At 49.8% G+C, this 16,837-nt stretch carries 17 protein-coding genes; 5 read left to right on the top strand and 12 right to left on the bottom strand.

Translation table 11 applies throughout. The features are described 5' to 3' along the window. From pomA to IMCC3135_RS08315, 3 genes are read left to right on the top strand one after another with little or no spacing between them, the layout of a single operon-like run. On the top strand, window positions 1-762 hold the full coding sequence (gene pomA, locus IMCC3135_RS08305; RefSeq protein WP_088917180.1) for a flagellar motor protein PomA: 762 nt from the start codon (window positions 1-3) through the stop codon (window positions 760-762). 26 nt (window positions 763-788) lie between these two features. Further along, window positions 789-1,589 carry a flagellar motor protein MotB gene (locus IMCC3135_RS08310; protein ID WP_088917181.1) on the top strand — a complete coding sequence of 267 codons (801 nt, stop codon included), beginning with the start codon at window positions 789-791 and terminating at the stop codon, window positions 1,587-1,589. Then, a complete protein-coding gene (locus tag IMCC3135_RS08315; RefSeq protein WP_088917182.1) occupies window positions 1,589-2,185 on the top strand; it encodes a PilZ domain-containing protein in 597 nt (198 codons plus the stop codon). The genes IMCC3135_RS08310 and IMCC3135_RS08315 overlap by 1 nt, the downstream gene beginning before the upstream one ends. A 278-nt stretch (window positions 2,186-2,463) precedes the next feature. Here the strand turns inward: IMCC3135_RS08315 and IMCC3135_RS08320 are convergent, their stop codons facing one another. From IMCC3135_RS08320 to IMCC3135_RS08340, 5 genes are all read right to left on the bottom strand, one after another. After that, window positions 2,464-2,769 carry a hypothetical protein gene (locus tag IMCC3135_RS08320; RefSeq protein ID WP_088917183.1) on the bottom strand — a complete coding sequence of 102 codons (306 nt, stop codon included), beginning with the start codon at window positions 2,767-2,769 and terminating at the stop codon, window positions 2,464-2,466. A 63-nt stretch (window positions 2,770-2,832) separates the two neighbouring features. Then, the gene (locus IMCC3135_RS08325; RefSeq protein WP_157735850.1) at window positions 2,833-3,321 is read right to left on the bottom strand and encodes a hypothetical protein; all 489 of its coding nucleotides are present in this window, start codon (window positions 3,319-3,321) and stop codon (window positions 2,833-2,835) included. Continuing rightward, complete coding sequence (gene fliS / locus IMCC3135_RS08330) at window positions 3,318-3,701, bottom strand: flagellar export chaperone FliS (protein WP_088917185.1); 384 nt, start codon at window positions 3,699-3,701, stop codon at window positions 3,318-3,320. Before fliS ends, IMCC3135_RS08325 begins: the two co-directional genes overlap by 4 nt. A gap of 5 nt (window positions 3,702-3,706) precedes the next feature. Continuing rightward, entirely contained in the window at window positions 3,707-5,002 is a 1,296-nt protein-coding gene (gene fliD, locus IMCC3135_RS08335) for a flagellar filament capping protein FliD (RefSeq protein WP_088917186.1), read from the bottom strand. Window positions 5,003-5,078: 76 nt separating this feature from the next. Next, on the bottom strand, window positions 5,079-5,891 hold the full coding sequence (locus tag IMCC3135_RS08340) for a flagellin N-terminal helical domain-containing protein (protein ID WP_088917187.1): 813 nt from the start codon (window positions 5,889-5,891) through the stop codon (window positions 5,079-5,081). A gap of 625 nt (window positions 5,892-6,516) precedes the next feature. Here IMCC3135_RS08340 and IMCC3135_RS08345 point away from each other — a divergent pair. Together IMCC3135_RS08345 and IMCC3135_RS08350 are read left to right on the top strand one after the other, a co-directional pair. Further along, entirely contained in the window at window positions 6,517-7,329 is an 813-nt protein-coding gene (locus IMCC3135_RS08345; protein WP_088917188.1) for a flagellin N-terminal helical domain-containing protein, read from the top strand. Window positions 7,330-8,246: 917 nt separating this feature from the next. Beyond that, complete coding sequence (locus IMCC3135_RS08350; RefSeq protein WP_088917189.1) at window positions 8,247-9,056, top strand: flagellin N-terminal helical domain-containing protein; 810 nt, start codon at window positions 8,247-8,249, stop codon at window positions 9,054-9,056. A gap of 420 nt (window positions 9,057-9,476) precedes the next feature. On the opposite strand, the gene flgL is transcribed toward IMCC3135_RS08350, so the two are convergent. From flgL to flgF, 7 genes are all read right to left on the bottom strand, one after another. Continuing rightward, on the bottom strand, window positions 9,477-10,427 hold the full coding sequence (flgL, locus tag IMCC3135_RS08355) for a flagellar hook-associated protein FlgL (protein WP_088917190.1): 951 nt from the start codon (window positions 10,425-10,427) through the stop codon (window positions 9,477-9,479). Then, window positions 10,424-12,313: a flagellar hook-associated protein FlgK gene (gene flgK, locus IMCC3135_RS08360; protein WP_088917191.1), complete on the bottom strand. Its 1,890-nt coding sequence runs from the start codon at window positions 12,311-12,313 to the stop codon at window positions 10,424-10,426. The genes flgL and flgK overlap by 4 nt, the downstream gene beginning before the upstream one ends. Then, a complete protein-coding gene (flgJ, locus tag IMCC3135_RS08365) occupies window positions 12,310-13,332 on the bottom strand; it encodes a flagellar assembly peptidoglycan hydrolase FlgJ (RefSeq protein WP_088917192.1) in 1,023 nt (340 codons plus the stop codon). Before flgJ ends, flgK begins: the two co-directional genes overlap by 4 nt. Further along, window positions 13,332-14,471 carry a flagellar basal body P-ring protein FlgI gene (locus tag IMCC3135_RS08370; RefSeq protein WP_088921747.1) on the bottom strand — a complete coding sequence of 380 codons (1,140 nt, stop codon included), beginning with the start codon at window positions 14,469-14,471 and terminating at the stop codon, window positions 13,332-13,334. Before IMCC3135_RS08370 ends, flgJ begins: the two co-directional genes overlap by 1 nt. 94 nt (window positions 14,472-14,565) lie before the next feature. Continuing rightward, complete coding sequence (locus IMCC3135_RS08375; protein ID WP_088917193.1) at window positions 14,566-15,252, bottom strand: flagellar basal body L-ring protein FlgH; 687 nt, start codon at window positions 15,250-15,252, stop codon at window positions 14,566-14,568. A 9-nt stretch (window positions 15,253-15,261) separates the two neighbouring features. Then, complete coding sequence (flgG, locus tag IMCC3135_RS08380) at window positions 15,262-16,047, bottom strand: flagellar basal-body rod protein FlgG (protein ID WP_088917194.1); 786 nt, start codon at window positions 16,045-16,047, stop codon at window positions 15,262-15,264. Between the two features lie 43 nt (window positions 16,048-16,090). Continuing rightward, window positions 16,091-16,828, bottom strand: coding sequence for a flagellar basal-body rod protein FlgF (gene flgF / locus IMCC3135_RS08385; protein ID WP_088917195.1), 738 nt, complete (start codon window positions 16,826-16,828; stop codon window positions 16,091-16,093). Window positions 16,829-16,837: the final 9 nt, after the last annotated feature.

Raw genomic sequence — 16,837 nt, forward strand, 5'->3', positions numbered from 1 at the left:
ATGGATATCGCTACACTGCTTGGATTGTTCGGCGCTTTGGCTGTAATCATGTCCTCGATCTTCCTGGGCGGCAGCGTCAGTACGTTTGTTAACGTACCGAGTATCGTTGTAGTTGTGGGTGGCACCTTCATGGTGAGTTTGTGCCAGATATCGTTGTCGCAATTTTTCGGCTCGTTCAAAGTTACATTGCGGGCCTTTATGCACAAGTCGATTTCGCCGGAAGCCTTGATAGAAGAGGCTGTGACATTGGCTGACGTTGCACGCAAAGAGGGAATCCTTGCGTTGGAAGGTCATGACATCACCGACCCGTTTCTGGAAAATGGCGTGAAGATGTGCATAGACGGCCATTCCATAGAAATAGTGCAGAAAATGCTCTCGAAGGATATAAATCTGGAATTGCAGCGTCAGAATACCGGAGTGCAGATGTTCAAATCCATTGCTGAAGCTGCACCCGCGATGGGCATGATCGGAACACTCATTGGTCTGGTACAGATGTTGGCCAATATGGATGATCCGAAATCGATTGGACCAGCAATGGCCGTAGCCCTGTTGACAACGCTATACGGCGCGATAATAGCGAATGCGATTGCCTTGCCTATCGCAGCAAAGTTGAAAGCAATCAGCAGTGATGAAAGGCTGAACAAGTTACTGGTTCTGGAGTCGGTATCCGGTATCCAGGAAGGAGTAAATCCTCGCGTACTTCAACAGTTACTGACCGCCTATCTACCTGAAAGCAAGCGCGAAGCAGCGTTGAGCAAGTAAGCCCTTAGGCCTGGAAATAGACTCTGATGGACGACGATTGCGAATGCGAAGAATGTGAAGCAGGGGCGCCAGCATGGATGGCGACCTTCGCTGATCTCATGTCGCTACTAATGTGTTTCTTTGTTCTGTTACTCTCATTCTCCGAGATGGACATTCAGAAGTACAAACAGGTCGCCGGATCCATGAAATTCGCATTCGGTGTTCAGCGTGAGGTCAAGGCCGATACGATTCCTCGTGGCACATCTGTTATCAAGCAGGAGTTCTCACCTGGCAAGCCTGATCCCTCTATCATGAAAATCATGAAGCAGCAGACCGCTGATGATTCAAAGGCGGAGCTGAAGATCAACCCCGATGTCCCTGAGGCCGTTGCCGAGCTTCTGTCTAAAATTGAAGAAAGCCTGCAAGACGAGATTGAGAGAGAGCTACTTGAGGTCATCGTCAGTGGCGATGGCGTCATGATCCGCGTGCGTGAAGCAGATTCCTTCCCTTCCGGAAGTGCAACTCTGCAGCGCAGTTTCATGCCAGTGCTGGATAAGCTTCAAACTCTTCTTGATGAGTCTGAGGGGCGCATTATTGTCGCAGGTCATACCGACAATGTGCCTATTTCGACTTCAAACTATCCATCCAATTGGGTCTTGTCGGCAGCACGTGCAGCTTCAGTGGTGCACTACTTGTCAGAGATACGCATGACTGACCCTGCTCGGATAGAGATTAGAGCATATTCTGATACTCAGCCGATTGCTGATAACGATAGTCCAGAGAACCGTGCGAAGAATCGCCGGATTGAGATAAATATTGGCGTGCCTGATCCTGAGGAAGAATACTGATGTCAGCGACTGATAACCGACGAGAAGGGTTCAGGCTGAACGACAACATGAAGCTGCATGTGAAGCTTGCTGATGAGGAGCACCTGGAAGAAATACTTCCAGATTTTGATGCCTTTCGGATGCGCTATTGTCTCAAATCCCATCTGCGTAATCAGACCGAAGTATGGCTGCCGAAATTACTGAAGATCCGAAGCCGTGACCCGGAAGTTGCAGAGTACCTGGAACATCTCGAGACACAGATCGCACAGCTGGCCTCCAGGCTTTCCAACGATCATGATATAGAGTCTGATGATGCTGACACAGAAACATTAGTCAACCTGTCTGCATCAGGATTACAGTTCCACTCTGATGAGGAGTTCGATGTAGGTCAGAAGCTGGAACTGGGAATGCTGCTATCCACTATTGGGATCCAGTTGGTCGCCATTGCCGAGGTTATACGGGTGGAACGCTACGATCAACCCAAATCAAAAAAGGGGACCAAGGATTTTCTGGTGTCGACACAGTACTCTCAGATTCACCCGGACGATACAGAAGCGATCATTCGCCATATGGCGAAGTTGCAGCAGATTCAACTGCAGAAAGCGCGTAATACCTGATTCTACTCACGTTATAAGGATTGGAACGGATCAGATCAAGTAGTTCCAATTCCTTCAGCTCCATCCAGGAGTGTACTGAGAACCTGTATCAGATCCCTGATTCGGCGGGGTAAACGGGGATACAAGAATCTATATTTCCCACAGAAAGCTACGTCGCTTTCGTCATTTGATGGCGCACATTGATAATGTGCGATGCCATGATATACGCGTTTTTTCTTGCCGCAGACAGAATAGTCGTCAAATGTTGACTAACAAGCAAACGAAAACGGCGGTGTTTATCACGCGTCCAGCGGCATTTGGGTAAGCTGCCCCAGAGCAATGAATTTTGCATCGCGCCAGTATCCCGCAATGATGTCGGGGTGCAGAGCCAGGGGTTCGCCGTCAGAATCGCGTTCAACGATCCATTCATCCGGCAAACCTATAAAGGCATACACAGAGTCTGGTACGCCAGGCGTAGACTGAGACAGGTGAGATTCACCTGTTCGTCGATGACGATAGGCCGGCTGCATACCTGACAGAATGGCGGGAGTAGCTTCTATTTCAGGCCGTGCAAGGTTTGCCTCAGTGGCCGCTTTTCTTGTCATGAGGAGGTATGGTCCGTATATGCCAGCATTGCGTTTTTTCTATTCCCGTTGGTGTTACGCCAACTAACTGTAGCTGGAGACCTTCATGGTTTTTGTCTGCTCGTAGCCTTTCTTGGCACTTACTTGGGCTTTCAGACCGCGAGTCTGCTCCAGAAGGACTTTTCGGGCTTCTTGTACGGTGCTTGAGATCCTCTTGTCAATTGCTGTCAATTCAGCACTCAATGCCTGGTACTCAAGATCAGAGGGTGAGGGTTTCGCCGAATGGGCACTACCCAGTGAGGGTAGTAAACGCATGCGTTGTGAATTGTTCAACCGGTCAGTAGAGCCTGACCCGTTGTCTATCTCGGACTGTTGTTGCTGGGCGTTTTGTGATGCTGGGTTACCGAGAATCTTGCGCTCAACAGACGTAGCTGCCTTGTAGTTAATCAGTACTCGCCGTTCGCTATCCAGTCTGGACAGTTCCTGCCAGTTCGCATTGCTCGCTTCCGACAACATGGATTGCATTATGACTTTCAGTTGTCTTAGCTGTTCAATGGACAGGGAAGGGCTCATGCCGCTACTTGCTCTGGGGCAATCGCTTGCCATGCATCACGAAGAATACTAATCAGGTTGGAACAGGTGACAAGGCCTTCATCGTCCCGGTTTTGATTGGCTGCAATCATGGTATTAACAATATAACTGTAGAGCTCGAAAAGATTTCCCGCGAGCTCATTGCTTTCATAATCCTTGAGGCTTGCCTGTAATTCTTGAACGATCGCGACACTCTTGTCGATATGTCGATGCATTTGATCCCGATTATTATTGGCAATATGCTGCCTTGCGATGGCAATATTACTAATGGCACCGTCGTACAACATCGTTATCAGTTGATGAGGCGAAGCACCTTCAACAAGAGTAGAACGTCGGACAGATTTGTATGCTTGTATTGTCATTTTGACTAGTAGTCGAAGTTTCCTAGTTGACTGGCGAGATACCCACTTGTATTGTTAAGGTTCGTAACAACCAGATCCATGGCTGTAAACTGGGCTCTCAAACGGGTGCTGATTTTATCCAGCCTGTATTCAAGCCGATCTATCTGATCGTCAATATTACTTTGGCGTGTTGCAACGCCATCTTCTCTGATGGAGAGAATGCCGCCAGCTCCCGTATATTCATCGACAAGATCTCCAAATCGTGCAGCAAGACCCGAATCGGATTTGGCAAAGGCTTCTACGAAACGACTGACGCCGTCATCCAGTGCGCTGTTATACGAAGTGTCATCAACACTCAGTGTTCCGTAACGATCAAAAGTAAAGCCCATTTCACGAGCGGTCGTGCTGTCTCCGTTGCCTAGATCAATCTCATCCAGGAAGGCGGATCGTATGCGAGATTCAACACCACTTGGTAGTTGGTCACCTTGCAGTTCTGTATCGGAAAGATTGTTCAGAGTGCTGACCATCGAGTTGTATTTCACCACAAACTCGTCAACAGATTCTCGCAAGGATGTCGTATCGCGGGCGGTACTCAGTGTCGATTTTCCTACGCCTGTCAGGTTGAGAGTCACACCTTCGATCACGTCGGATATAGTATTGGAGGAGCTTGTAACCGAAAATCCGTGAACTATCAGGCTGGCATCAGTTGCTTCAGTAACTTCGGTAAAACCGGCATCGGTATTGGCTCCGGCACGTGTGACATCAATTTTCCCTTCAGTACCAGAATCCTTTGCGGTCAGAATCATGCGGCTGCCGCCATCTACATTGATGATGCTCGCAGAGACAGTTGTATTGTCTATTGAGTCATTGATGGCGTCACGTAATGCCAGCAAGGTAGAGTTGCCGTTATCAATGACTATTTCGAATTGATTGTCACCTGAAGAGAACTTCATGGTTCCCTGGGTTACCGCCGCCTCCTCGGATGCATACGATTCACTGGATAGCCTGTGATTGGTTGCAAGTGCCAATACTTCTACATCAAGATTCTCCGGTATATCGCCACCAGAGGATACGGCAGTAAATACCTCCTCATCACTACTGGTGGCGACAAACGCTCCGAACTTTTCATCACTCGCCATGGTATCAACGGCTGTATTGAAACCACTCAGTGCACTCTTGACTGTGCCGTACGCACTTAACTCAACATCAAGCGCTGCACGCTTGACGTTGAGTTTGTCCACCGGTTGGCGTTCAATTGCGTCAAGCTGCGTCAAGATGCTTTCGACATCTATTCCTGAGCCTACTCCAGCTGCTGTAATCATTTTTCATACCCTCTTGACGAGTGGCGAGAGCCTCAGGAGTCAATGCTCCTGAGGTAGATTCGAATCGTTATCCGTATTATCCCAGGAGCTGCAGAACGCTCTGAGGCGCAGAGTTGGCCTGAGACACCATGGCATTACCGGCTTGCTGCAGAATCTGCGAACGAGTCATGTTGGCAGTTTCTACCGCGAAGTCAGCATCCACGATACGACCACGTGCTGCTGCCTGGTTTTCCATACCAATCTGCAGATTGTTGATGGCACTTTCAAAACGACTCTGGACCGCACCGAAATCTGCACGTGAAGAAGTAACATCATCTATCATTGTGTCGATTGCAGTGATGGCCGATGCGGCGGCACTAACGGTTGTTACATCCTGGACCATTGATGCAATTGCTGTCAGTGAGATAGACAGTGTGTTGTTCGTCGAGTTGTTGGCTCCAACCTGGAAAACCACCTCAGCACCTGATGCGGCATTCAGCACAGACTGACCGTTATAAACAGTAGTCTCACCAATTCGTGTGATCTCTTCATTCAATTGCTGAAATTCAGCATCCAGGTTGAGTCTGTCAGAGTCAGAGTTGGTGCCGTTTTTGGACTGAACAGCTAGCTCTCGCATGCGTTGCAGCATGTTGCCCGCTTCCTGCAATCCACCTTCAGCAGTCTGAGCCAGAGAGATACCATCGTTCGCATTTCGAATGGCGACATTCATACCTCGAACCTGGGTATTCATACGCTCGGCAATAGCAAGGCCAGCCGCATCATCCTTGGCGCTGTTGATTCGCAAGCCGGAACTCAAGCGTTCCATAGAGGTTGACAGTGAGGACTGTGACTTGGAGAGGTTTCTCTGAGCCGTCAGTGACATGACGTTCGTGTTGATTGTTTGAGCCATTCTCGTATATACCTGTAGTTGGAAGAGTTCCTTGTTTAAAGAGATGCGCCGCCTTCTCCTGAAGTAGTTCATTGAAGAACATTGTGCGCATGGAGTAGGTATCGGATGCAGCGGCCTCTTTCTGTAGGGAACTACGTCAAATTCCGAGAACAGAATTCGCAAATTTCAGCGGTATGAATACGTAGATATGAGGTGTTTAGGCCGCCATTGATGTTGCCAATGGCTGTATCCCAAAGAATCAGGCGAAAATGATGAATATGTTTTTTGCACGTAAAAACCACGAACATGCAATGCACAATAAATTTGCGATAGGGCAGGTGAGGCGATCACTATCCATATATGGGAAATCAATCAAGTATGCTTCGGTTTCCTGGATTTTATTAATTGACTTAATAGAGTAAAACGCTGAGCAATACTTTTCGTGCACTAACTAATCCGTAAATATGAAAAATATCGAGCATTATTTTCGAGTTCTGTTCTCATAACTTGACGTGGTTCCTTACAGAAAAAGCAAGCTGCATCCGATAGCCACTCCATGCGCACAATGTTCTTCATTGAACTACTTCAGGAGAAGGCGGCGCATCTCTTTAAACAGGGAACTCTTCCAACTACAGGTATAAAGAGAATGGCTCAAACAATCAATACGAACGTCATGTCACTGACGGCTCAGAGAAATCTCTCCAAGTCACAGTCCTCATTGTCAACTTCTATGGAACGCTTGAGTTCCGGCTTGCGAATCAACAGTGCCAAGGATGATGCGGCCGGCCTTGCTATCGCCGAGCGCATGAATACTCAGGTTCGAGGTATGAATGTGGCCATTCGAAACGCCAACGATGGTATTTCGCTGGCTCAGACTGCTGAAGGTGGACTGCAGGAAGCGGGCAACATGCTGCAACGTATGCGGGAACTGGCTGTTCAGTCCAAGAACGGTACTAACTCGGATTCAGACAGAGCTAACCTGGATGCTGAATTTCAGCAATTGAATGAAGAGATCACACGAATTGGTGAGACTACCGTCTATAACGGTCAGTCTGTGTTGAACGCATCGGCTGGTGCTGCCGTTGTTTTCCAGGTTGGAGCCAATAACGCTTCGAACAATACGCTGTCTATTGAACTGACGGCAATTGCATCAATGACCGAAAACGTAACATCTGTTGCTGGTGCGGCCGCGGCTATTGACGCTATTGATACGATGATCGATGAGGTCACTAGTTCACGTGCTGATTTCGGTGCGGTTCAAAGTCGTTTTGAAAGTGCCATCAATAACCTGCAAGTAGGTATGGAAAACCAGGCCGCAGCACGTGGCCGTATCGTGGATGCGGATTTCGCGGTAGAAACTGCGAATATGACTCGTTCGCAGATTCTGCAGCAAGCGGGTAATGCCATGGTGTCTCAGGCCAACTCTGCGCCTCAGAGCGTTCTGCAGCTCCTGGGATAGTAAGTAACTGATACAGGCTCGAAGCTGCTTCAGGGGCCTTGTGCCCCTGAAGTGTTTATCAAGCGATGGAGTGTGATGATAGGAAGTTCATATTTGTATTGTACTAATTGAATTTATCTCGTAAATAGACGCAATGATGTTCTCTGCATACTGATAAGTTTGCGGTATCGAGAAACACAACAATGCCTCGCACCACCCGGTCAAGTGAGCCTGCATTGTTCAAGTAGTGGCAGATTCGCTCAATAGACAAGCGAACACGTGCTGGCGTTCTTCCACTGGCAGAGTTGCTTGAACACTGTTGAACATGAAAGCAGAGCTTGTCTCATGTCGCCCGCTATCGAGGGCCAGGGATTATGCGTCCAGACTGACTGCCGCCGTCTGAAAACGAGTTGATCCTCGCCATCATTCTCAATCAACGCGTGTTGATACCGCCATGTTGATGAGAGGTAGGTTCGAGCTGGAATTATCTCAGGCTGGATTTTAAGTCTGTTGCAGCATATCCAGAGAGCTCACCTGGGTTCAAAACATGTAGTGAAATCCCGCACATTAACTCAGTCTGCCTGGGCTCGTGTTTGTGCTTTCTGGAGCGAAAATCTGCACTTTTGACTTCGACTACTGACAATATTATTGAGTTCCGTGCCAACTCTGATTTTGAAGACAAGGAAGGACATCGGGTGTGACCGCATCGTTATAGAGAGGCGTTCCATTGCTGTGAACTGTGATGAATAGCAAGCAGTGTACGTAATAGCAATGTCATTGCCGAGTGCTGTTCTCGTAACTTGAGGTAGTTCTCTACAGGAAGACACCGTAACATCCGATAAACTTTTTATGTGTGCAGTGTTCAGTAATGTACTACTTCAGGAGAAGGCGCCACATCTCTTCAAACAGGGAACTCTTCGATACAGGAATAAATTAAAATGGCACAAACAATCAACACGAACGTCATGTCACTGACGGCCCAGAGAAATCTCTCCAAGTCACAGTCATCACTATCGACCTCGATGGAGCGTCTCAGCTCCGGACTACGAATCAACAGCGCTAAAGATGATGCGGCGGGGCTTGCTATCGCTGAGCGCATGAATACTCAGGTGCGAGGTATGAATGTCGCCATTCGAAACGCCAATGATGGTATTTCTCTGGCTCAGACTGCTGAAGGTGGATTGCAGGAAGCGGGCAACATGCTGCAACGCATGCGTGAATTGGCGATTCAGTCCAAAAATGGCACCAACTCAGAATCTGACAGGGCTAACCTGGATGCTGAGTTTCAGCAATTGAATGAAGAGATTACACGAATTGGGGAAACCACCGTTTATAACGGTCAAGCTGTATTAAACGACTCAGGTTCTGAAGTGGTTTTCCAGGTTGGAGCCAACAACGCTTCGAACAACACTCTGTCCATTTCATTGACAACAATAGCCGCAACGAGTGGAACTGTATCAACCGTTACTGCTGCTTCTGATGCTATTACAGCAATTGATTTGATGATCGATGAAGTCACTACTTCACGAGCAAACTTCGGTGCGGTTCAAAGTCGTTTTGAAAGTGCCATCAATAATCTACAAATAGGTATGGAAAACCAGGCGGCAGCACGTGGCCGTATCGTGGATGCTGATTTCGCGGTAGAAACTGCGAATATGACTCGTTCACAGATTCTGCAGCAAGCGGGTAATGCCATGGTGTCTCAGGCTAACTCAGCGCCTCAAAGCGTTCTGCAACTCCTGGGATAATTTGGTTGGTACAGTATTAGTATAGGAGAGATCTACCTCAGGCCTCAGGGGCACGGACCATCGACCTCTGAGGCTCTGCACACTTGTCAAGAGTGCATCAGGCCCGTTTGAAAGCGCATGTTCGCGGGTCCAGGGAGGTTTTTACCAGCAGGACTATTCGCTGAAGTCGAAGGCTATGATGAAATGGTATTGTGTGAACAGTCGACACCAAGAATTATCTATTCTGAATTCCGGTGTTTGAACGCGCACGTTGATTGGTCGTAATCTTATCGAAAGATACAACTCGATGCTGATTGCAATCAGCGCTACGATAGCGCAAAGAGCCGTGGGGCTAGGCTGGTTGATCAATTCCGGGTAAAGATGATCGGATGAGAACCCTGAATGCTGACATGCACAACGTTATGAGATGTTCCCAGGGGTCTAGATATAATTGAACATCGATAAGCTTTGTATGCTGCTATAGGTTTGTTGCAGAATTTCCAGAGAGGTTGTTTGTGTTTGAAGGCTGGTAATGGCCTCTGCAATATCAATGTCTTCTACCTCAGATCGTGTTCGTTCAATCTGGAGGGAGATGTTTGCATTCTCTTCGCGACTATTGTCAACGCTGTTGAGTCGCGTGCCCACTCGGGCTCTGGCTGTATTGATATGATCGAGCCCACTATCCAGATTGGCGATGGTATCGTTAATGGTCTGTTGCATCGCAGCTTTTTCTGTTTCAGTGACAGGTGAGCTTCCGAGCGCTTCAATAAACTTGCCCAGGGTTGCAAACAGGTCCTGACTGCCACCACTTGAACCGTTCGAAACATCGGGTATCCGCATAAACGTTTCTATGCCTGAATCGCCAGTTTGTATTGTACGTCCCAGGCCGATCGTCAGCTGTTGTGCGTCGCTGTTACCGTTGTAGGTAACTTGAGTTCCAGATGTAAATGGTGGCGTTTCGGTATTTGATCCACCAAACAGAAAATTACCGAAGCTGTCACGTGAGTTTGCCAGATCATATAATTCGGAGAGGGCAAGCTGGGCTTCTGCATCGTGAGCTGCTCGTGTGTAATCATCCGTTGTGCCACTGTTAGCGCTCAAGGCCAGATCACGAACGTTCATGAGAATATTGGCGGTGCCTGTCAATGCTGATTCTTCAAGAGCAAGTTGGGATTCCGCAGATGATGCATTCCGTTGATATTGTTCAAGCTGACTTTCTGCTTCTTGCATCTTGACAATATGTGCCGCCTGAGCTGGGTCATCAGACGGTGTGTTGACCCGCTTGCCAGTGCTTATCTGAGTTTGCACTTTGGCAAGCTCATTTTGCTTTTGCACCAGATCGGTAGCAATTCTGGAAGCCAGAACATTAGAGGAAATGCGTGAATTGATCATCGGACGGCTCCCAATATGGTTTGAAACATCTCATCAGCTGTGGTGATGATTTTTGCGGCTGCCTGGTAGGCTTGCTGGTACCGAGTCAAGTCAATGGCTTCTTCGTCCAGGCTGACACTTTGAACCGATTGCTGTCTTTCTATGGCATTGTCTTTCAAGGACTCAAGTGCACTGGCTCGTGTCATGGCGGCGTTTGTCTGGGAACCGACTTTCGAAACCAGGGTGCCGTAGGCGTCATTGAACGTCTGGGTTCCGGCTACCAGCGTTTCCTGTTGCATATCAGCCAGAGCAAGCCCGTTACTGTTATCGCCTTTTCCAAGGGTATTGGGTTCAATGTGGTGAATATCACCGGCCGCTGCATCATCCGAGATAGAGACTTCCCAGCCATTGAAGTTAATGGGGTCGCCAGACGTGTATGTTTGCAACGCTTGCAGTGTAGCGCCTGATGCATCATGAATTTCGTAGCTGTTTTCCGAAGTGAACACTATGTCGACAGGGTCTTGCAACGATCCGTTTGCCGCATCGACAACCTTGGCACTGCTGATTCGGGATTCACCGGTATTCGCTATATCGCTGCTGGTCGTAAGCTGACCCGCGACTGCCAGTTTATCAACGTCGGTAATGACTGTAGAGATCTGTCCGGCGGCTCGTCCGGTTGCGGAAATAACAAAGGTATCTCCTACTGCAGCACCGCTTGTCATGGTCAACTCCAGACCATCCAGTAGCAAGGTGTTTGAACTGCCTGTTGTCTCTTCACCATCAGAGCTGCGCGTTGCTGTGTAGTTTGCGCCGTCAAATCTGACGAGATAATCTGTTGCCTCCAGAGCACCTGAATCCGTAATCGCGGCAGTAATCGCGCCTGAGCCAGTGTTACGGCTATTGGAATACACTTGAGGGGTAGGGACCTCGAACAGATCGGTGCCTACATTTCCATCCAGATCCAAACCACTACCGTGTTGTTGATTGAGTGTATCCGCCATGGTTAATGCAAGACGTCCCAGATCGTTCATTGCAGGGCGCAGCGTCTGATTGGCAAACTCGGCCAAACCACCAATTTCTCCACCTTGTAGCTGAGTGTCAATGGTCTTTTCAGAGCCTTCCTTGCCAATCTGGATTTGCAGTCTGTCAGGGTAGGTGTCATCGGGCGTTGTCTTGATATTCTGCGCGGTACTGCCAATAACCAGGGCAATACCTTTTCCCATGAATACGTTGAGCGCTCCGCTTTCATGACTAATCGTGTCTATTTCTACATATTTGGACAGTTCGTTTATCAGTCTGTCACGCTGGTCCATAAGGTCATTGGTTGCGGAGGCACTCGTGGACTTGCCAGAGCTCATGACTTGTTTGTTGACCAGGGCGATGGACTCGGCCAATTCTCCCACTGTCGTTACAGCAGCTTTAGTGCGGTCATTGACTTCAGTCTGGATGTCATCCAGTTGCGACTGCATACTCTGGAAGCGGTCTGTTAGTTGATTAGTCGCGTCCAGAGCCACTTCACGTGCTGCAATGGATGAAGGGTCCGTATTGACATCCTGTATGGCATTGAAGAAATCACTCATGGCTGGTCCAACGCTGGAACCGTCGGTCGCAACAAGACTGTCCAAACGGCTGGCCATGACCTGGTGAGTCAGTTGCTCTTCGTAAGCACTGGTAGAGGAATTTACACGTGCGGTAGCGAATTCGTCATGTATCCGCTCAATGCCTGCAACGCTGACACCGCTACCGGGCTGGTTATACAGTCCAGTGTTGCCAGGTACGCCTTCCAGGTCTACACGTTGACGTGCATAACCTTCGGTGTTGACGTTGGCTATGTTATGTGAGGTGGTTCCCAGTGCTCGCTGGAAGGCGAAAAGGGCGGATTTACCAGTGTTGAGTATGTCAGTCATGGTTTTGAAGTTTGCTGTTCTACCTGCCGCATGACCGTAATGGCCTTATCTGCGTAACGGGGGTCTGTGGCGTATCCTGCAACATGCAGTTCTTTCAAAAATCGTTCGGGATTACTAGCGTGTTGCAAGGCGGTTGAGTAGCGAGGGTTCTCCAGTATAAAATCGGCAAATCCTTCAACAGAATCGGCCGAGCTGTCATAGGACTTGAATCGAGCTTGTACATTATGTGACTTACCATTCAAGTATTCAGTGGTTGTATTGCTGGTAAAGTCCTTGTCCTTAGCTCCTGCCTTGATACCGAAGTAGTTATTGGAGGACTGGCCTGTCTCGTTCTTCAGCATCGATTGGCCCCAACCTGTTTCCAGAGCCGCGATGGCGAGCACGGCACTGGTTGTGGTTCCCAGTCGTTGTGCGCTACGTTTGGCGTGAGGGGCGAGTGATTGAAGAAATTCGGTTTTTGCCATTGTGCTGCCTGCTTGCGTGCTTTCAGTCTGTCCCCACAGTCTTGACAGCATTTTCAGTCGATTGAGGCCTTTGTCGGATACCGTTGGCTGGCTGGCAGCAGAACTGCCACTACTCTCGTCAGAGCGTTGGTTTCCATTGATTGACATGGCAAGTTCGCGTAGTCGCAGATGGTCTCTGGTTGCAGTCTTGTCGCCCGTCGTGTGAGAGGTGGCTTCCGAGTTCTTGGTCGCATTGTTTCCGTGCAGTTGCTTCATCAACTGTTCAGCAACTCCAATACCTCCAGCCTTGATCATGGAATCAGCCAGATTCTTGTCCAGCATATCGTCGTAGATTGCGCGCTGGTTTGAGGTGTTCTCAGCCATGGTGGTCTTGCGCATGCTCTTGAGCATGTTGTGAATCAACAAGGCTTCGAACTTGTTTGCCGCATCACGAGCCTTGGCCTGTTCAGCGGTGTCGCCGTTTTGATTGTCGGATTGGCGCGATTGCAAAGATCCGGATTTTATCTGCTGGACCTGAATCAGTGCGCTCAGGTCTGCAGGAGCTAGTTCGGTCATCAGATGATAATCAATTGAGCACGCAGGGCACCTGCTTGCTTCAATGCCTCGAGTATGGCGACAAGATCACCGGGAGCAGCACCGACACTATTGATGGCCTGTACGATCTCGGACAACGTGGTCCCGCGTGGCAATTCGAACATGCGCGAATCTTCTTCAGTGACCTCGATCGCGGTGTCCGGCACCGCTGCCGTAACTCCGTCAGTAAAGGGTTCAGGTTGGGATATTTGTGTGTCTTCACGGATAGTCACTGTCAGGCTACCGTGTGTGACTGCCGCGGGTCCTACAGTTACGTGATTACCGATGACAATGGTTCCTGTCCGAGAGTTGACAATGATCTTGCCGGCTCCTTCGCCCGGGTCAATGATCAGTTCTTCCAGGTAGCCGACAAATGCAACGCGTTTTGATACTTCCATGGGAGCGTTGACTGCGACAGAGACGGCATCCAACGCTTCAGCTTCTGGTGTCCCGAGCGCATCGTTGATGGCGTCAACTGCTCGTCGAGCCGTGGTGAAATCGGGATCATGAAGATTGAAAACGACACGTTTTGTGTCAGCAAACGGATTGGGAACGGCACGTTCGACCGTTGCACCCCCTGGGATTCGGCCAACACTGGGCACATTGATGGCGATAGAAGAACCATCCGCTCCAGCGATACCCAAGCCACCAACAGCCAGATTGCCTTGTGCTATGGCATAGACCTCTCCATTGGCACCCCGGAGTGGTGACATGAGCAAGGTGCCTCCGCGCAAGGATTTGGAGTTACCAAGAGAGGAGGCGGTGATGTCTATTTTCTGTCCCGGTTTCGCGAACGCAGGCAGAACTGCGTGTATCGATACCGCTGCCACGTTCTTTGGTTGCAACTTGACGGTTGGGGGCACTGTCACGCCATACTGAATGAGCATGCTTCGCAGGCTCTGTTCAGTGAAGGACACTGATCCGGTCTGGTCACCGGTGCCATCAAGACCCACTACCAGTCCATAGCCCAGTAAAGGGTTGTCTCGGACGCCGGCGATACTGGCCAGATCCTTCAGACGTTCCGCATGTACGGGCGTAGCAAGAAATGGCAAAGTAAATAGCAGTAGAGCCAGGGCAAATAGACTCTTCAAGCATGTGCGCGTCGGGGCAGGGCTTGTCATATTCAGCGAATCCATCGTTTATATTCCATGTCATAAGAGGCCGCAGGGCCAGTCTCGTCAGCTGTAGTTTCTACTGAGAGTAATTCGAGTCCACCTAGAATGGCCAGAAAGGGCTGGAGAATATTCGCATCAGCCAGCCAGCACGGTTACTGTCTGCCAGGTGACCCTTGCCTCCATAGGTAATGCTTGCATCGGCGATCTGAGTCGACTGAATGGTGTTGTCCGGAGTGATATCCACTGAGCGGATGAGCCCTGTGACCTGAACGACTTCGCTGCCCTGATTCAGGGTCAGTCGTTTTTCACCGCGTATCCACAGATTTCCGTTCGACAGTACCTTGTCTACGACAACTGCAACGCTGCCACTCAGACGATTACTCTGGCTGCTATCAGCACTGCCGGCGAAATCCGTGCTGGATGATATTTCGTTCGAGAATATTTCCCGACCCCCAATCTTGATAGCTCCACCAAAAAGAGTGGGGCTGGGAATACCCAGTGAACTACCTTTGGCTGCATTAGTGCTGGCAGTCTTGGTCGCGTCAGTGCGCTCATCCAGAATTACGTTGATAACATCGCCCACCCGCCGAGCGCGGATGTCCTCAAAGAAGAACCGATTGGTAGAGACCTGATAGATCGCGCCATCAGGGTTATCATCGTGAATGATGACCTGCGGCTCGGCAGGTGTGAAATCTGGCCCCTTCTCAGGGGTCAGAGAGCAGGCGGACATGCTGAGTACAGGTAATAACCAGAGCAGGGTGCCGGCATGCAGAGTGGGTAAGTGCATGATCAACCTCTACATGTTGTTGTTGATATATTGCAACATACCGTCCGTGGTGGAGATCGCCTTGGAACTGATTTCGTAGGCTCGCTGGGTCTCGATCATACTGACCAATTCTTCGACGATATTGACGTTGGAAGTCTCTACCGAGCCTTGAATCAGACTGCCCAAGCCATCAAGTCCAGCGGTACCCTGAAGTGGTGCACCACTGGCGGCAGTCTCCTGATATAGGTTTCCGCCTTTGGCCTGCATGCCGGCCGGGTTGATGAAATCTGTCAGGCCAATGACGCCCAGTTGCGAGGGGGCAGTGGTGCCTGCCAAGGTCGCGGTGACTGTTCCGTCCTGACCAATGGTGATACCTGTAGCGTTTTGTGGAATGGTAATGCCCGGTTGCAGGGTATAACCGGTGGCAGTGACCATCTGGCCCGCAGAGTCTATTTGAAAAGATCCATCCCGCGAATAAGCAAGAGTGCCATCGGGTGTCAATACTTCGAAATATCCGCGGCCCTGAATGGCCAGATCCAACGGGTCTTCAGTTTGCGACAGGTTACCTTGCGAGTGCAGCTTCTCGGTACTGACAACCCGGACACCGGTGCCTGTGCTCAGGCCTGAAGGCAGCTGTGTGTTCTGAGAGGATTGTGCACCAGGTTGTCTGACGGTCTGATAGAGCAGATCCTGAAAGACGGCACGGTCCCGCTTGAATCCAGTAGTGTTACTGTTGGCCAGGTTGTTGGATATGACCTGCATGCGTGTCTGCTGCGCATCGAGGCCTGTCTTGGCGGTCCAAAGTGCTCCGTTCATCTTGTTTATCCTTTTTTCTGTGTGTGAGGTCAGCCGATGTGTATTAGCTGATCTTCAATAATTGGGCGGCCGATACGTCGTTCTCTTTGGCCGTAGTCATCATTTTTACTTGCGTCTCGTACTGTCGCGACAGCTCGATCATCGTGACCAAGGCCTCTACAGAGTTGACGTTACTGGTTTCCAGAGATTCTGTAGCCAGCGTGACCGACGCATCAGCGGGCTCTTCGTCGTTTGGTGTTGTAAACAGGCCGCGTTCGTTGCGTTTGATTTCACCTTGATCAGGTTTAACCAGCTTTATTCGATCTATTACTGCAAGTTCGCCACCAGTTTGGCCAAGCGGTCGAATAGTGACCGTACCATCACTGCCAATGTGGAGATTGTTATAGGGTGATAGTGTGATGGGGCCGCCTTCCCCCAGTACAGGGTCTCCGCTGGAGGTGACCAGCAAACCCTGCTCGGTCACACGCATACTTCCGTTTCGGGTATAGGCTTCCGTGCCATCTATATCCTGGACAGCAATGAAACCATCGCCGTCCAGAGCCACATCCAGCGGCACCCCTGTGCTGATGAGTTGCCCAGGTGAAAGGTCGACACCTGAGCGAAGATTCTCGCCATAGACACGCCCCGGTTGGCCTGGCCCATAGACGGGCAGTGCCTTGAAGCTGTCGATATCGGCCTTGAATCCGTTGGTATTCAGGTTGGCGAGATTATGGCTATTGCTGGCTTGCTTGAGCATCACCTGCCTAGCACCAGACATCGCCACATACATCATCTTATCCATCAGCGTTTA

Origin of the sequence: Granulosicoccus antarcticus IMCC3135 (assembly GCF_002215215.1) — a bacterium.
GTDB lineage: Bacteria > Pseudomonadota > Gammaproteobacteria > Granulosicoccales > Granulosicoccaceae > Granulosicoccus > Granulosicoccus antarcticus.

Excerpts from the sequence above, each read along its gene's own strand:
- pomA (WP_088917180.1), top strand. The coding sequence starts at position 1 with ATGGATATCGCTACACTGCTTGGATTGTTCGGCGCTTTGGCTGTAATC.
- IMCC3135_RS08310 (WP_088917181.1), top strand. The coding sequence starts at position 789 with ATGGACGACGATTGCGAATGCGAAGAATGTGAAGCAGGGGCGCCAGCA.
- IMCC3135_RS08315 (WP_088917182.1), top strand. The coding sequence starts at position 1,589 with ATGTCAGCGACTGATAACCGACGAGAAGGGTTCAGGCTGAACGACAAC.
- IMCC3135_RS08320 (WP_088917183.1), bottom strand. The coding sequence starts at position 2,769 with ATGACAAGAAAAGCGGCCACTGAGGCAAACCTTGCACGGCCTGAAATA.
- IMCC3135_RS08325 (WP_157735850.1), bottom strand. The coding sequence starts at position 3,321 with ATGAGCCCTTCCCTGTCCATTGAACAGCTAAGACAACTGAAAGTCATA.
- fliS (WP_088917185.1), bottom strand. The coding sequence starts at position 3,701 with ATGACAATACAAGCATACAAATCTGTCCGACGTTCTACTCTTGTTGAA.
- fliD (WP_088917186.1), bottom strand. The coding sequence starts at position 5,002 with ATGATTACAGCAGCTGGAGTAGGCTCAGGAATAGATGTCGAAAGCATC.
- IMCC3135_RS08340 (WP_088917187.1), bottom strand. The coding sequence starts at position 5,891 with ATGGCTCAAACAATCAACACGAACGTCATGTCACTGACGGCTCAGAGA.
- IMCC3135_RS08345 (WP_088917188.1), top strand. The coding sequence starts at position 6,517 with ATGGCTCAAACAATCAATACGAACGTCATGTCACTGACGGCTCAGAGA.
- IMCC3135_RS08350 (WP_088917189.1), top strand. The coding sequence starts at position 8,247 with ATGGCACAAACAATCAACACGAACGTCATGTCACTGACGGCCCAGAGA.
- flgL (WP_088917190.1), bottom strand. The coding sequence starts at position 10,427 with ATGATCAATTCACGCATTTCCTCTAATGTTCTGGCTTCCAGAATTGCT.
- flgK (WP_088917191.1), bottom strand. The coding sequence starts at position 12,313 with ATGACTGACATACTCAACACTGGTAAATCCGCCCTTTTCGCCTTCCAG.
- flgJ (WP_088917192.1), bottom strand. The coding sequence starts at position 13,332 with ATGACCGAACTAGCTCCTGCAGACCTGAGCGCACTGATTCAGGTCCAG.
- IMCC3135_RS08370 (WP_088921747.1), bottom strand. The coding sequence starts at position 14,471 with ATGACAAGCCCTGCCCCGACGCGCACATGCTTGAAGAGTCTATTTGCC.
- IMCC3135_RS08375 (WP_088917193.1), bottom strand. The coding sequence starts at position 15,252 with ATGCACTTACCCACTCTGCATGCCGGCACCCTGCTCTGGTTATTACCT.
- flgG (WP_088917194.1), bottom strand. The coding sequence starts at position 16,047 with ATGAACGGAGCACTTTGGACCGCCAAGACAGGCCTCGATGCGCAGCAG.
- flgF (WP_088917195.1), bottom strand. The coding sequence starts at position 16,828 with ATGGATAAGATGATGTATGTGGCGATGTCTGGTGCTAGGCAGGTGATG.